Annotated in this window: 13 protein-coding genes; 1 reads left to right on the forward strand and 12 read right to left on the reverse strand. The window is 67.6% G+C overall.

The features are described 5' to 3' along the window. The 11 genes from A5686_RS21070 to A5686_RS21120 all read right to left on the reverse strand — a co-directional run. Window positions 1-440, reverse strand: a 440-nt coding sequence (locus A5686_RS21070; protein ID WP_067938273.1) for a ComF family protein, incomplete at its 3' end; no start/stop codon positions are given. Window positions 441-596: 156 nt separating this feature from the next. Continuing rightward, window positions 597-2,351, reverse strand: coding sequence for an MtrAB system accessory lipoprotein LpqB (gene lpqB / locus A5686_RS21075; RefSeq protein WP_156750167.1), 1,755 nt, complete (start codon window positions 2,349-2,351; stop codon window positions 597-599). Further along, window positions 2,351-4,033, reverse strand: coding sequence for an MtrAB system histidine kinase MtrB (mtrB, locus tag A5686_RS21080; RefSeq protein ID WP_082947733.1), 1,683 nt, complete (start codon window positions 4,031-4,033; stop codon window positions 2,351-2,353). The genes lpqB and mtrB overlap by 1 nt, the downstream gene beginning before the upstream one ends. A gap of 97 nt (window positions 4,034-4,130) precedes the next feature. Continuing rightward, window positions 4,131-4,817, reverse strand: coding sequence for a two-component system response regulator MtrA (mtrA, locus tag A5686_RS21085; RefSeq protein ID WP_007168097.1), 687 nt, complete (start codon window positions 4,815-4,817; stop codon window positions 4,131-4,133). Between the two features lie 80 nt (window positions 4,818-4,897). Continuing rightward, the gene (locus A5686_RS21090; RefSeq protein ID WP_067938278.1) at window positions 4,898-5,530 is read right to left on the reverse strand and encodes a dTMP kinase; all 633 of its coding nucleotides are present in this window, start codon (window positions 5,528-5,530) and stop codon (window positions 4,898-4,900) included. Between the two features lie 58 nt (window positions 5,531-5,588). Next, on the reverse strand, window positions 5,589-7,061 hold the full coding sequence (ahcY, locus tag A5686_RS21095) for an adenosylhomocysteinase (RefSeq protein ID WP_067938280.1): 1,473 nt from the start codon (window positions 7,059-7,061) through the stop codon (window positions 5,589-5,591). A 109-nt stretch (window positions 7,062-7,170) separates the two neighbouring features. Continuing rightward, a complete protein-coding gene (locus tag A5686_RS21100) occupies window positions 7,171-7,821 on the reverse strand; it encodes a TetR family transcriptional regulator (protein WP_067938282.1) in 651 nt (216 codons plus the stop codon). Between the two features lie 46 nt (window positions 7,822-7,867). Continuing rightward, entirely contained in the window at window positions 7,868-8,053 is a 186-nt protein-coding gene (locus A5686_RS21105) for a rubredoxin (protein WP_067938284.1), read from the reverse strand. Further along, a complete protein-coding gene (locus tag A5686_RS21110; protein WP_067938286.1) occupies window positions 8,050-8,274 on the reverse strand; it encodes a rubredoxin in 225 nt (74 codons plus the stop codon). Before A5686_RS21110 ends, A5686_RS21105 begins: the two co-directional genes overlap by 4 nt. Beyond that, the gene (locus A5686_RS21115) at window positions 8,271-9,509 is read right to left on the reverse strand and encodes an alkane 1-monooxygenase (RefSeq protein ID WP_067938288.1); all 1,239 of its coding nucleotides are present in this window, start codon (window positions 9,507-9,509) and stop codon (window positions 8,271-8,273) included. The genes A5686_RS21110 and A5686_RS21115 overlap by 4 nt, the downstream gene beginning before the upstream one ends. A gap of 103 nt (window positions 9,510-9,612) precedes the next feature. Then, on the reverse strand, window positions 9,613-11,130 hold the full coding sequence (locus A5686_RS21120) for an amino acid permease (protein WP_067938290.1): 1,518 nt from the start codon (window positions 11,128-11,130) through the stop codon (window positions 9,613-9,615). A gap of 99 nt (window positions 11,131-11,229) precedes the next feature. Between A5686_RS21120 and A5686_RS21125 the strand changes: the two genes are divergently transcribed. Then, a complete protein-coding gene (locus A5686_RS21125) occupies window positions 11,230-12,645 on the forward strand; it encodes an NAD(P)/FAD-dependent oxidoreductase (protein ID WP_156750170.1) in 1,416 nt (471 codons plus the stop codon). A 114-nt stretch (window positions 12,646-12,759) separates the two neighbouring features. On the opposite strand, the gene manA is transcribed toward A5686_RS21125, so the two are convergent. Next, the gene (manA, locus tag A5686_RS21130) at window positions 12,760-13,986 is read right to left on the reverse strand and encodes a mannose-6-phosphate isomerase, class I (protein WP_067938295.1); all 1,227 of its coding nucleotides are present in this window, start codon (window positions 13,984-13,986) and stop codon (window positions 12,760-12,762) included. Window positions 13,987-13,993: the final 7 nt, after the last annotated feature.

The following is a 13,993-nucleotide window of genomic DNA, read 5'->3' on the forward strand; positions in this document are numbered from 1 at the left end:
GAGTCGCGTGTCAGCGCCTTGAGCCGCAAGGCGGGTGCGACGGTGATGTCCGGATGCCGCGCCACCGCGGCGCGCGCCAGCCGGGCGACGGGGTCACCGCCGCGCCGGCGCGCGGCCGAACGCCGGGTCGGTGCGGGCACGACGGTCAGCGGGGTCGGCACGATCCCCCAGGACAGCAGCCGGTGCACCCCGACGGCCAGTGCGCGCGCCAGCGGCCCGACCAGATCGGCGCGGCCCTGCTCCTTGAGCGCCAGGATCGCGTTCCGGCGTGCGTTGGCGTAGCGGCCCAAGGCGAATACCGGCACCCCCGGGTCGACGCGCGGGTTCACCACATGCGGCTGATCCGCGGCCACCGACAGCTCGGCGGCGCACCAGTCGCACCAGCGGGTCGACGGCGCCCCACAGCCGCCGCATTCGGAGGGCAGGAACAGGTCGAGCATGGCGCCAGTGTGGCGGATGGGTGTGACAGCTATTCCGCGATCGCCGCTGGCCCGACGGCGGCGACCCGCTGCGCCCGGCTCCGCCGCGCTGGCGATCGCCGCTGGCCCGACGGCGGCGACCCGCTGCGCCCGGCTCCGCCGCGCTGGCGATCGCCGCTAACCCGGCAGCACGGGGGCCGCCCCGGGCACCGTCAGCCCGGGCACGTCCGACCAGCCCTGCTGACCGTCGGCCGACGGCGAATACTGCAGCACCCCTTGGGGACCCGCGACGTAGGCCGTCGACGGGTTGGCGACCACCGTGGTCACCGGCATCTGTAAACCGTGCGGCGGGGCGTCGGAGTTCACCCCGTCGATGTTCACGTAAGACACCGGATGGCTGGCATCGGTGCGCGTCACCACGAGGTCGTCACCGGTGCGCCACGACAGCGACACCACCGAATTGCCCAACCCGAAGCCGAGCCGGCGCGGGAAGGTCAGGGCGTACTGCCCGGCCTGGGTCTGCTCGACGCTGGCGAGAATCACCTGGCCGCCGATCACCATCGCGGCGCGGGTGCTGTCGCGGGACAGCTGCAAGTCGGTAATCGGCCCCGGGAACCGGGTGGCCACCGCCACCGAATCCACCGGGAGGCGCGCTGGTTGCCCGGAGGCCGGCTCCTGGATCGCCCGCAACACGTTGTTGCCGTCGACCACGACCCAGACCACGTCGTCCAGCGACCAGGTCGGCCGCGACAGCGTGTGCCCGTCGGCGGACTGCACCGCCTCCTGGCCGAGATCGCCGATCCACAAGGACGCGGCCATGTCCGGGGCACCGCGATGCAGCGTCACCACCGACGCCACCTGCCGCCCGCTGCGCGACAGCGCTGCGCCGGTCTGGTCGCCCATGCGTCCGAACGCGCCGGCCACCATGGCGGTGTGCTGGCCGTCCAGCGCCACCAGTGAGCCGTTCACCAGGGCATGCAGGCCCGCGCCGGCACCGTCGGCCGCGCCGGGATCGGTGGCCGCGACGTCCGAAGTGGTCCACCCGTCGCGGAACCGGTCGTCCAGCGGCGCGCCGTCGGCGCTGATCACATACGGTCCCCGGATGTCGGCCCTGGCCAGGGTCCAAATGATCTGTGCCGCAAGCAATTGCCGGCTGTGCAGATCGGTTGTGGACAGCTTCTCGAGATCGATGCGCGCACCGCCGTAACCGCGCCCGATGCCGTTCTTGCCGCCGTCGGCGCGGGTCACCGGCCCACGCAGCCGCAGTGGCGGTGCGAGCAGGTTGCGGACCGTGTGCGCCATCTCGGGCCGCGGCCCGGCGATCAGCTTGGAGACGAGCTCGGTGGCCAACTGGTCGTGGTCGGGCACCGCGACGTAGCGCGGGTCGGGAACCACCGTCTTGCCGGTGGGGTCGTCGAAGTACAGCGTGTTGCGTTTGTAGGTGGACTGAAACTGTTGCCAATCCAGGAACACCCCGTTGGGCAACCGGTCGATGCGCCAACCGCCGGACGTCTTGACCAATTCGATCGGACCGGGGTCGGGCAGCACGCCCTCGGCGGTCTCGAACACCCCCACGTCCGAAAGCGAACCCAGGATGTCCGCCCGCATGGTGGCCGAAACACGTTCGGCCGCACGTGTTTCGACGAACACCACATGGTCGATCAGCAGTGCGCTACCCGCATCGTCCCAGGCGTTGGACGCCGACTGGGTGAGGAACTGCCGCGCGGCCAGATGCCGGTTCGCGGGATCGGCTGTGGCCTTGAAGAATTCGCGCAGCAGCACGTCGGGGTCCATGCCCGGGGTCGGCTTGGGCAGGTTCGACGGCGCCGGGCGCTCGACGGTGCCGATGGCTTGGGGCGCCGATGAGCTGGGCACCCCGGCGCAGCCGGCGAGCAGCATGACCGGCATCAGCAGGCCCAACAATCGCCGCATCACAGGGTCCTCTCGGCGTGCTCACGCTGGCGCTGCTGGCGTTCCTTGCGCTCGGGCGCACCGGCCTGCGGGGCGGGTTGCGGAATCGGCTTCATGGGCAGCGGACTGGTGGTGACCTTGTGGCCGCGAACGAGCGGCAGCGTCAGCCGGAAGCAGGAGCCGTCGCCCGGTTCACCCCAGGCCTCCAGCCTGCCCTGGTGCAGGCGCGCGTCCTCGATGCTGATCGCCAGGCCGAGCCCGGTGCCGCCGGAGCGGCGCACCCGGGCGGGGTCGGCCCGCCAGAACCGGCTGAACACCAGCTTCTCCTCGCCGGGTCGCAGTCCCACGCCGTAGTCGCGGACGGTGACGGCGACCGTGTCCTCGTCGGCGGCCATGCGGATCTTGACCGGCTTGTGCTCGGCGTGGTCGATGGCGTTGGCGATCAGGTTGCGCAAGATGCGCTCCACCCGGCGGGTGTCGACCTCGGCGATCACCTCTTCGGTTGGCAGATCCACCTTCAGTTCGATGCCGGCGTCTTCGGCCAGATGCCCCACGTTGCTCAGCGCGCTCTGCACGGTGGTGCGCAGGTCGACGGCTTCGACGGACAGCTCGGCGACACCGGCGTCGTGCCGGGAGATTTCGAGCAGGTCGTTGAGCAGCGACTCGAACCGGTCCAGCTCGTTGACCATCAGCTCGGTGGAGCGCGCCAACGTCGGGTCCAGGTCGGCGCTGTGGTCATAGATCAGGTCGGCGGCCATCCGCACGGTGGTCAGCGGGGTACGCAGCTCGTGGCTCACGTCGGATGTGAAGCGGCGCTGCAGATTACCGAATTCCTCGAGCTGGGTGATCTGGCGCGACAGGCTTTCGGCCATGTCGTTGAACGACATGGCCAGCCGCGCCATGTCGTCCTCGCCGCGCACCGGCATTCTTTCGGACAGATGGCCTTCGGCGAACCGTTCGGCGATGCGCGACGCCGACCGCACCGGCACCACCACCTGCCGCGACACCAGCAGAGCGATGCCGGCCAGCAGCACCAGCAGCACGGCGCCGCCGGTGATCATGGTGCCGCGCACCAACTGGATGGTGGCCTGCTCGTTCTTCAGCGGGAAGATCAGATAGAGCTCCAGGTTGGCGACCTGAGACGACGCGGGGGTACCGACAATCAGCGCCGGTCCGGAGAACCCGTCGGTGTGCACGACGGCGTACTGGTAGGCCGCCTGCCCGGCCTTGACGAAACCGCGCAGGGAACCGGGCACCTGGTCGACCGGGCCGGCCGTGGTCGCCGCGCGCGGTCCGTCGCCCGGCACCATCAGCACCGCGTCGAACGCGCCGGCCAGCCCCGCACCCGAGGCCGGATCGGTTTTGGAGGTCAGCGTGTTGCGCGCCAGCTGCAGGCTGCTGTCCAGCGAACGCGCCTCTTCGCCGTTGACGATTCCGCCCACGGTGGTGCGCGCCCGCTCGATCTGTTCCATGGCGGCCTTCACCTTGACATCGAGCACGCGATTGGTGACCTGACTGGTCAATACGAAGCCGAGAGCCAGGATGACCGCGAGGGACAGCCCCAGCGTCAGCGCCACCACCCGCAGCTGCAACGAGCGCCGCCAGGCGATGGCCACGGCCCGACTCACCGTGCCCATGCCACGAGTCATGGGGCCGGAGCGCCCCCAGCGGCTCCGAGTTCGTCGCCGGGAGCCCCAGATCACCGCCGGCGCTCCCCCTGTTCACGACGTTTCACATTGTGGCTACCGGTGCCGGAGCGCCGCTTTCCAGCACTGCGGCGCCCTGCATCGTCGCCCGCGGTCACGGAGGTCCGGCCTTGTATCCCACTCCTCGAACGGTCAACACCACGGTCGGGTTCTCAGGGTCTTTCTCAACCTTGGCCCGCAGACGCTGGACGTGCACGTTCACCAAGCGGGTATCCGCCGGGTGACGATAGCCCCACACCTGTTCGAGCAGCACATCACGAGTAAACACCTGCCGCGGTTTGCGCGCCAACGCCACCAGCAAGTCGAACTCGAGCGGTGTCAGGGAGATCTGCTCGCCGTTGCGTGTCACCTTGTGCGCCGGCACGTCGATCTCGACGTCGGCGATGGACAGCATCTCGGCCGGCTCGTCGTCGTTGCGCCGCAGCCGTGCCCGCACCCGGGCCACCAGCTCCTTCGGCTTGAAGGGCTTCATGATGTAGTCGTCGGCACCCGACTCGAGGCCCAGGACCACATCGACGGTGTCCGTCTTGGCGGTCAGCATCACGATCGGCACGCCGGAATCGGCGCGCAACACCCGGCACACGTCGATGCCGTTCATGCCGGGCAGCATCAGGTCCAACAACACCAAGTCGGGGCGCAGTTCGCGCACCGCAGTCAGGGCCTGGGTGCCGTCACCGATGACCGCAGTGTCGAAACCCTCCCCACGAAGCACGATGGTGAGCATCTCGGCCAGCGAAGCGTCGTCGTCGACGACCAAAATCCTTTGCCTCATGGAGTCCATGGTGTCACCACATCGGGACAAAACTCGGACATCACGCGGGCGTTTCTCCTTCGAAACGGCCGAATCGTGACAAATCTGTGCTAGGTGGCGGCCAAATCGGCTGCCAATCGCCCCGGATCGACGCCCGCGTCGACGCTGCGCCACTGGCCGCCCCAGCCGGCTGCGGCCAACTCTGCGTAGACCGCGCCGGTGCGCTGCTGAAGGCCGTCGTCGCGTTCGTAACTGTCGCGCGCCCGGCCGGGTTCGGACTCGGCGCGGCTGCGGGCGCGCCGCCCGGCCAATTCGGCCGGCACCGCGAGCAGCACCTGCCAGTCGGGCGTGGGCAGCCCGAGGCGCCCGTATTCCAGCGCGTGTATCCACTCCACGGCCGGTCCGGCCGCGTCCTGGTGCAACCGGGCGGCGGTGTATGCCGCGTTGGAGGCGACGTAGCGATCCATGATCACCACGTCGTGCGCGCGACGCAGCGCATCGATTTCGTCGACCGCCCCGGCACGGTCCAGCGCGAACAGCAACGCCATCGCATACACCGACGACGCGAGGTCGCCGTGCTGGCCGTGCAGGGCCTCGGCCGCGATGTCGGCGATCACCGATTCCCCATAGCGCGGAAAGGCCAGCAACGCGACCGACTTGCCGTCGGCCTGAAATAGGTTGCGCAGCTTGTCCGTCAGCGTCCGTTTGCCGGCGCCGTCAATGCCCTCGATCGCGATCAGCACGGCGCGAGCCTATCGCCGCCGAGTGCCACGCTTACGCGACACTCGGCGGTCGCGCGGCTCAGTAGCGGTAGTGGTCGGCCTTGTAGGGGCCGTCGACGTCGACGCCGATGTACTCGGCCTGCTCCTTGGTCAGCTTGGTCAGCTTGCCGCCGAGCGCCTCGACGTGGATGCGGGCCACCTTCTCGTCGAGGTGCTTGGGCAGCCGGTAGACCTCGTTGTCGTACTCGTCGTTCTTGGTCCACAGCTCGATCTGGGCGATGACCTGGTTGGAGAAGCTGTTGCTCATCACGAACGACGGGTGTCCGGTCGCGTTACCGAGGTTCAGCAGCCTGCCCTCGGACAACACGATGATCGACTTGCCGGTGTCCGGGAAGGTCCACAGGTCGACCTGCGGGCGGATGTTGGTCTTGGTGGCACCGGAGCGCTCCAGCCGAGCGATCTGAATCTCGTTGTCGAAGTGGCCGATGTTGCCCAGGATTGCCTTGTCCTTCATCGCCTTCATGTGCTCGAGGGTGATGATGTCCTTGTTGCCGGTGGTGGTGATGATGATGTCGGCTTCGCCGATCACGTCCTCCACCCGCTTGACGTCGAAGCCCTCCATCAGCGCCTGAAGGGCGTTGATCGGGTCGATCTCGGTGACGGTCACCCGCGCGCCCTGGCCGGCCACCGACTCGGCGGAGCCCTTACCGACGTCGCCGTAGCCGCAGATCAGCACCTTTTTGCCACCGATCAGCACGTCGGTGCCGCGGTTGATGCCGTCGATCAGCGAGTGCCGGCAGCCGTACTTGTTGTCGAACTTGCTCTTCGTGACCGAGTCGTTGACGTTGATCGCCGGGAAGGCCAGGTCGCCGGCGGCGGCGAACTGGTAGAGCCGCAGCACACCGGTGGTGGTCTCCTCGGAGACGCCCTTGATCGAGGCGGCGATCTTGGTCCACTTGTCCTTGTCGGTCTCGAAACGCTTGCGCAGCAGGTTCAAGAACACGCGGTGCTCGGTCGAGTCGTCTTCGTCGTCCGGCGGCACCACGCCGGCCCTCTCGTACTGCGCGCCACGCAGCACCAGCATGGTGGCGTCACCGCCGTCGTCCAGGATCATGTTGGCCGGCTCGTCGGGCCAGGTCAGCACCTGCTCGGCCGCCCACCAGTATTCCTCGAGCGTCTCGCCCTTCCAGGCGTACACCGGAACGCCCTTGGGCTCCTCCGGAGTGCCGTGCGGGCCGACGACCACTGCGGCGGCGGCGTGGTCCTGGGTGGAGAAGATGTTGCAGGACGCCCAGCGCACCTCGGCACCCAGCGCGACGAGGGTCTCGATCAGCACCGCGGTCTGCACGGTCATGTGCAGCGAACCCGAGATGCGCGCGCCCTTGAGCGGCTGCACGTCGTGGTACTCGCGGCGCAGCGACATCAGACCCGGCATCTCCTGTTCGGAGAGCTCGATGTCCCGGCGACCGTAATCCGCCAACGAAAGATCGGCGACCTTGAAATCGATGCCGTTCCGGACGTCGGGGGTGAGTGCGTTTTCGGTCGTCGTCATAACGTGTTCTTCCTTTTTCGGCTCGCTCGGTCCAAGCGGTAATTAGCTTAGGTATGTTCTTAGGCCACTGTAGTCGGGGTTGGGTGCGCCCCTCGGCTCAGGGAAGGGCTCAGGGAACGTTGACCACGCCGTGCCGCTCCGCGAATGGCGTCATCAACCGGGCCAGATCGGCCGCCACGTCGTGGTCCGCCTCGGGCGGCATCGACACGTAGCTCAGCGCCAGCCGCACGATCGCACGCGCCAGCACTCCGGCGTCCTCGTCGCTGGTCGCCACCCAGCTCTGGGTCAGCGCCGTGGTCAGCCGTTCGGAGGCGCGGTTGATGATCGGGGCGCTGTCGGTGGTGATGATCTGCAGCAAGTCCGGCTTGGCCACCCCAGTGAGCAGCGAGATCACCAGCGGGTCCGCCGACAACTCGGTGAACAGGTCGCGAAAACCCTGCAGGAACGCCTCATAGATGTTGCCGATGTTGGCTTGCAGCGCGGCGTTGACGGCGTCGACCAGCCAATCGGCCAGACGCAGGCCATACCCCTGCGCCAGGCCCTGCCGCGAGCCGAACTCGTTGTAGATCGTCTGCCGGCTGACGCCCGCGGCGCGGGCCACATCGGACAGCGTGATGGCCGACCAGTCCCGGGTCAGCAGCAGATCGCGCATGGCGTCGAGCACCGAATCGCGCAGCAGGGCACGCGACGCCTCGGCGTACGACATCCGCTTCACAGGCGCGACAATAGCGGCTTTCGACGCGGCGGTGGCGCCGATCATCGGCGCCGCTCCTCCCCATCGCTACGCTGCGCATCGTCGCCGGCGGTCACGAACGGGCGATCTCCACCATCACGAAGTCGGTCTTCGCCGCGCCGCAATCCGGGCAGCTCCAGTCTTCGGGAATGTCGTCCCAGCGGGTTCCGGGCGCAATGCCGTCTTCGGGCCAACCCTTAGCCTCGTCGTACTCGAATCCGCATTGCACGCAGATGAAAAGCTTGTAGTCGTCGTTCATCGGTTCGCTCCTAACCAGTGGTCCGGCTCCTTCTCATCGCGTGGTCCCACGTCGTCGCCGGACGTCGTTTCGAAATCGACCTTCTCGCGCACCGCACAATCGGGGCAGCACCAGTCTTCGGGGATGTCGCTGAAGGGTGTGCCGGGGCGAAAGCCTTCCCGCGGTGCGCCTTTCGCTTCGTCGTAGGTGTAGCCGCAGCCGGGGCAGCGGTAGGCGGTCATGCGGGCACCCCATAGCGCGCCAGTACCTTCTCGCGCAGCCGCGGCTGGATGTTGACCTTGGTGATGTCGCCGTCGTAGTGCGCCAGCACCCGGTGATCCATCACCTTGCGCCACAGCGGGGGAAAGTAGGTGAGCGAGATCAACGACGCGTATCCGCTCGGCAGGTTGGGGGCGCCCTCCATGCTGCGCAGCGTCTGGTACCGACGGGTCGGGTTGGCGTGGTGGTCGCTGTGCCGCTGCAGGTGGTACAGGAACAGATTGGTCACCACGTGGTCGGAGTTCCAGCTGTGCACCGGGGTGCACCGCTCGTAGCGGCCACTTGAGTTCTTCTGCCGCAGTAGGCCGTAGTGCTCGAGGTAATTGACGGATTCCAGGAGGCTGAAGCCGAAGACCGCCTGAATGATCACGAACGGAATCAGCGCCGGGCCGAAGACCGCGATCAGCGCGCCCCACAGCACCACCGACATCAACCAGGCGTTGAGGACGTCGTTGGATAGATACGTCTTGGGGTGCCACGGGCTGGCGCCCTGTCGGCGGATCCGTTGCGCCTCGAGCCGCAGCGACGAGCGCAGGCTGCCGAAGACGCTGCGCGGCAAGAACTCCCAGAAGGTCTCGCCGAAGCGCGCCGACGCCGGGTCCTCCGGGGTGGCGACGCGCACGTGGTGGCCGCGGTTGTGCTCGATGTAGAAGTGCCCGTAGCACGTCTGCGCCAAAGTAATTTTGGACAGCCAGCGCTCCAGCGAGTCCTTCTTGTGGCCCATCTCGTGCGCGGTGTTGATGCCGACGCCCCCGAGCACGCCGACCGACAGCGCCACGCCCAGCTTGCCGGCCCAGCCGAGGGCGCCGTCAAAGCCCAGCCAGCTCAGGTTCGACGCGGTGAACAGGTAGGCGCCAAAGGCGACGCTGAGGTACTGGAACGGGATGTAGACGTAGGTGCAGTACCGGTAGTACTTGTCGTTCTCCAGTTGCTCCATCACCTCGTCGGGAGGGTTCTGCCCGTCGGGCCCGAAGCGGAGGTCGAGGATCGGCAGCACGACCCAGAGCAGGATCGGTCCGATCCACAGCGGCACCTGCGCGGCGGCATGCCAGCCCAGCCGGTTCAGGCCCCAGATGAGCGGCAGCATCACGAACAGGGCCGTCGGGGCGATCAACCCCATCAGCCACAGGCGGCGCTTCTTGTCCCGCCACTGAAGCGGTTCGGATTCCCGGCTCAGCTGCCGTTCGAATGTGGTCATATGCCAAACCTCCTTGTGAGTCACACCACGTTGAGGTTGGACAATACCGATGTTGGCGTCTCCTGTCTAGACAAATGACGGCATTTTGTAAAACCACCTGAGTCTAAGGCACCGGGCTGTGCGGATCGGACTGGAGAGAGTCGCTGCGCTCGGTTTCCCCCTCCTCACGCCGGCCCTGCACCGAGTGCCAGTAGCCGTAGCCGGCGTAGATCGTCGTACCGACCACCAGCCATACACCGAACCGGACCCACGTGAGGGCGGTGAGGTTGAGCATCAGCCATACGCACGCGGCGATCGAGGCGATCGGCAGCAACGGCACCCACGGCGCCTTGAATCCGCGTTGCAGGTCCGGCCGGGTCCGGCGCAGGACGATCACGCCGGCCGAAACCAGGACGAACGCGAACAGCGTTCCGACGTTCACCATCTCCTCGAGTTTGGTGATGGGAAACACCGACGCCGTCACGGCGACCACCGCGGCGACCAGCACGGTGATGCGCACCGGGGTGCCGTGCGCGCCGGTCTTGGCCAGCGACCGTGGCAGCAACCCGTCGCGCGCCATCGCGAACAAGACCCGGCACTGGCCGAGCATCAGGACCATCACCACGGTGGTCAGTCCCGCCAGCGCTCCGATGGAGATGATCTTGCTCGCCCAGTGGATGCCGTTCGCGGTGAAGGCGGTGGCCAGGTTGGCGTGGCCGCGGCCCTGGACCGTCTGGAGTTGGGTGTAGGGGACCATGCCGGACAGCACGATGGCGACCGCGACGTAGAGCAGGGTGACGATGCCCAGCGACGCCAGAATTCCCCGTGGCACGTCGCGCTGCGGATTCTTGGTCTCCTCGGCCATGGTGGCGACGATGTCGAACCCGATGAACGCGAAGAACACGATGGACGCCCCCGCCAGTACGCCGTACCAGCCGTAGTGACTGCTGTGCGCGCCGGTCAGCAACGACAAGACGGACTGATCGATGCCCTTGGCCTGGCTGCCGCCCTCCGCCTTCGGGATGAACGGCGAGTAGTTGGCGCGCTTGATGTAGAAGGCGCCGACCACCACGACGAAGAGCACCACCGACACCTTGATCGCCGTGACGATCGCGGAGAATCTCGACGACAACTTGGTGCCCAATGCGATCAAGGTCGCCACCCCGGCGACGATCACCAGGGCCCCCCAATCCACCTCTGCGGAGCCGAATCTCGCCGTCCCGCCGGCGAACCCGAACACGGTGCCCAGATAGCTGGACCAGCCCTTGGCCACCACGGCGGCACCGATCGCCAATTCCAGCACCAGGTTCCAGCCGATGATCCAGGCCAGAAACTCGCCGAAGGTGGCGTAAGAGAAGGTGTAGGCGCTACCGGCCACGGGCAGCATCGAGGCGAACTCCGCGTAACACAGCGCTGCCAGCGCGCAGGTGCCCGCCGCGATGACGAACGACACCCAGATGGCCGGGCCGGTGATGTCGCCGGTCGTCGAGGCGGTGACGGTGAAGATGCCCGCGCCGATTACCACCGCGACGCCGAACACGACCAGGTCCCGCCAGGTCAGGTCCTTACGTAGCTTGGTGTCCGGCTCGTCGGTATCGGCGATGGATTGCTCGATCGACTTGGTCCGCCATCCATTGGCCATGCATTCGCCCTTCCCCAGCGCTGGGAGCCATTGGTCCGTCACAGTACTGGGTACTCTCGGCAAATGCCGGATAGCAGAAAAACGGCCAGGGATCATGCCGTGGTCATTGGGGGCAGCATCGCCGGTCTTTGCGCCGCTCGGGTGCTTTCGGATTCGTATTCGCGGGTCACGGTGTACGAGCGCGACGAATTGCCGGCCGAGCCGGCGAATCGAGCGACCGTTCCCCAGGACCGGCATCTGCACATGCTGATGGCGCGCGGGGCGATCGAATTCGAGGACCTTTTCCCGGGCCTGCTCGACGACATGGTGAGCGCCGGCGTGCCCAAACTGCACAACCGGCCGGATTGCATCCACCTCGGGGCCGCGGGCCACGTGCTCGGCACCGGGCAAACGCTGCGCGACGAGTTCACCGCCTACGTGCCCAGTCGCCCGCACCTGGAATGGCAGTTGCGAAAACGGGTCCTCGGCATCGACAACATCGCCGTGGCGCGGCGCTCGGTGGCCGAGCCGACGTTCGACCGCGTGCAACAACGGGTCACCGGCGTGTTGCTGAATCCGGCCGACCCCGATAGCAAGGACCCCGAATTCGTAGCGGCGGATCTGGTTGTCGACGCGACCGGCCGGGGCACCCGGCTACCGGTGTGGCTGACGCAATGGGGATTCGACCGCCCGGTCGAACAGGAACTGGACATCGGCATTCATTACGCCACCCAGCGGTTCCGCATCCCCGACGGGCTGATCGCGGAGAAGGTGGTCGTCGCCGGCGCCTCGCATGACATGTCGCTCGGGCTGGGCATGCTCTGCTACGAGGACGGCACCTGGGTCCTCACCACCTTCGGTGTGGCCAACGCGAAACCGCCGCGGACCTTTCCCGACATGCTTGGGCTGGCGCAGCGGCTGCTTCCGGACCACTTCAATGCCGCGCTGACGCGGGCCGAGCCGCTGGGAGAGCCTGCGTTTCACGCCTTTCCGGCGAGCAAGTGGCGCCGCTACGACAAACTGGAGCGCCTGCCGGCCGGCATCATCGCCTTCGGCGATGCGGTGGCCAGCTTCAATCCCACCTTCGGTCAGGGCATGACAATGACCTCACTGCAGGCCGGGCATCTGCGCCGCGCGCTTCAGTTGCCGGACGACCAAGTCGCCGCGGAGCTGAACCGGGCCACCGCCAAAAGCACCTTTCCGGTGTGGACGATGAACGCGATCGGCGACGTCACGTTCCACCATGCCGGCTCCAAGGCGGCGATCCCCTGGTGGTGGCGGCCCTCAGGCGCGCTGTTCGATCAATTTTTGGGCGCCGCGGAGACTGAACCCGTTCTGGCGGAATGGTTCTTGCGGCGGTTCTCGCTGCTCGACAGCCTCTACATGGTTCCGCCGCCGCGAATCATCGGCCGCGCAATGGCGCACAACCTGCGGCTCTGGCTCAGCGAGCGGCGCAAAGCCGCCAAACAGCGGCGGACCTTGGCGATCGCAAGCGCGGCGCAGCCGGGCGAAGCGGGTCGCCACCATCGGGCCTAGCGGCGATCGCAAGCGCGGCGCAGCCGGGCGAAGCGGGTCGCCACCATCAGGCCTAGCGGCGATCGCAAGCGCGGCGCAGCCGGGCGAAGCGGGTCGCCACCATCAGAGCTAGCCTCACAGCCCAACCGTCGCCCTGAACAGCTTGGTGGGTTCATGCGCCACCAGCCGGATCGGCGCGTCATCGGCCGCCACCCAGGCGGCAATTCCCCGCTTCAGCGTCAGCGAGCCGGATTTGCCATGCACCGTCGTCGAACCCTCGCTGCACAACAGGATCTGCGGGCCGTCGTGGCTGCACGTCGCGTCCACCTCGTGGCCGACGTACTCGTCGTCGAGCTCCAGTAGCGCGACGGCGAACTCGTCGGTCGGCGTCTCGTAGATCAGTCCCAAGCCCTCACGGCGGATCCTCGGCCGCAGCTGCTCCTCGGTGGTGGGCGCGAAGTCCAGCACGCGCAGCAGCTCGGGTACATCGACGTGCTTAGGCGTCAGGCCACCGCGTAACACGTTGTCCGAGTTGGCCATCACCTCCACCGCGAAACCGCGCAGGTAGGTGTGCAGATTGCCGGCGGAGACGAAAATGGCCTCACCCGGGGCGAGACTGATGCGGTTGAGCAGCAGCGCCGCCAGCACGCCGGCGTCACCGGGATAACGTTCGCCAAGCTCCAGCACCGTCTTGGCCTCGGCCGCGAATTCGGTTGCGCCCGAGCTGACGTACGCGATGGCACCGTCCAGCACCGCGGTAACCAGCACGTCGATGTCGGGCTGCGGCGCGGTGATCCAGGTGGTGAACAGCGCCCGCAGACCGTCGGCGTCGGACTGGTCGTTGAGCAGCTCGATGAACGGGTCGAGGTCGGAGACGGCCAGGGCCCGCAACAGCTCGACGGTGCGCGAGGCCGGCCGGAAGCCGGCCAGCGCCTCGAACGGGTGCAGCGCGACCAGCAACTCGGGCTTGTGGGATGTGTCGCGGTAGTTACGCACCGGCGACGTCAGCGGAATGCCGACCCGCTCCTCGCGCAGGTAGCCCTCGGCCGCCTGGGCGGCGCTGGGGTGCGCCTGCAAGGACAGCGGCTCGTCGGCGGCCAGCACCTTGACCAGGAACGGCAGCACGTCCCCGAAGCGCGCCCGCGACGTCGGCCCGAGCTGGCCCTCCGGGTCGTCGACCAGCGCCTCGAGCAATGAGACTTCGCCGTTGTCTGTTTCGAGCCACGCCGGATCGCCCGGGTGCGCCCCAAACCAGAGCTCGGCCTCGGGGTGCGCCGCCGGCACCGGACGCTCGGTGAATTCGGCGATGGCGGTACGTGAACCCCAGGCGTACGTTCTCAAGGCCCCGCGAAGCAGTTCCACCGTTGTA

The sequence above is a fragment of the Mycobacterium sp. E2479 genome (genome assembly GCF_001667925.1).
Lineage (GTDB): Bacteria > Actinomycetota > Actinomycetes > Mycobacteriales > Mycobacteriaceae > Mycobacterium.

What these genes read in the sequence shown, in the direction of transcription:
- A5686_RS21105 (WP_067938284.1), bottom strand. Translation starts at nt 8,053, where the DNA reads ATGAACGACGACTACAAGCTTTTCATCTGCGTGCAATGCGGATTCGAG.
- A5686_RS21110 (WP_067938286.1), bottom strand. Translation starts at nt 8,274, where the DNA reads ATGACCGCCTACCGCTGCCCCGGCTGCGGCTACACCTACGACGAAGCG.
- ahcY (WP_067938280.1), bottom strand. Translation starts at nt 7,061, where the DNA reads ATGACGACGACCGAAAACGCACTCACCCCCGACGTCCGGAACGGCATC.
- A5686_RS21120 (WP_067938290.1), bottom strand. Translation starts at nt 11,130, where the DNA reads ATGGCCAATGGATGGCGGACCAAGTCGATCGAGCAATCCATCGCCGAT.
- A5686_RS21100 (WP_067938282.1), bottom strand. Translation starts at nt 7,821, where the DNA reads ATGATCGGCGCCACCGCCGCGTCGAAAGCCGCTATTGTCGCGCCTGTG.
- lpqB (WP_156750167.1), bottom strand. Translation starts at nt 2,351, where the DNA reads ATGCGGCGATTGTTGGGCCTGCTGATGCCGGTCATGCTGCTCGCCGGC.
- mtrA (WP_007168097.1), bottom strand. Translation starts at nt 4,817, where the DNA reads ATGGACTCCATGAGGCAAAGGATTTTGGTCGTCGACGACGACGCTTCG.
- A5686_RS21115 (WP_067938288.1), bottom strand. Translation starts at nt 9,509, where the DNA reads ATGACCACATTCGAACGGCAGCTGAGCCGGGAATCCGAACCGCTTCAG.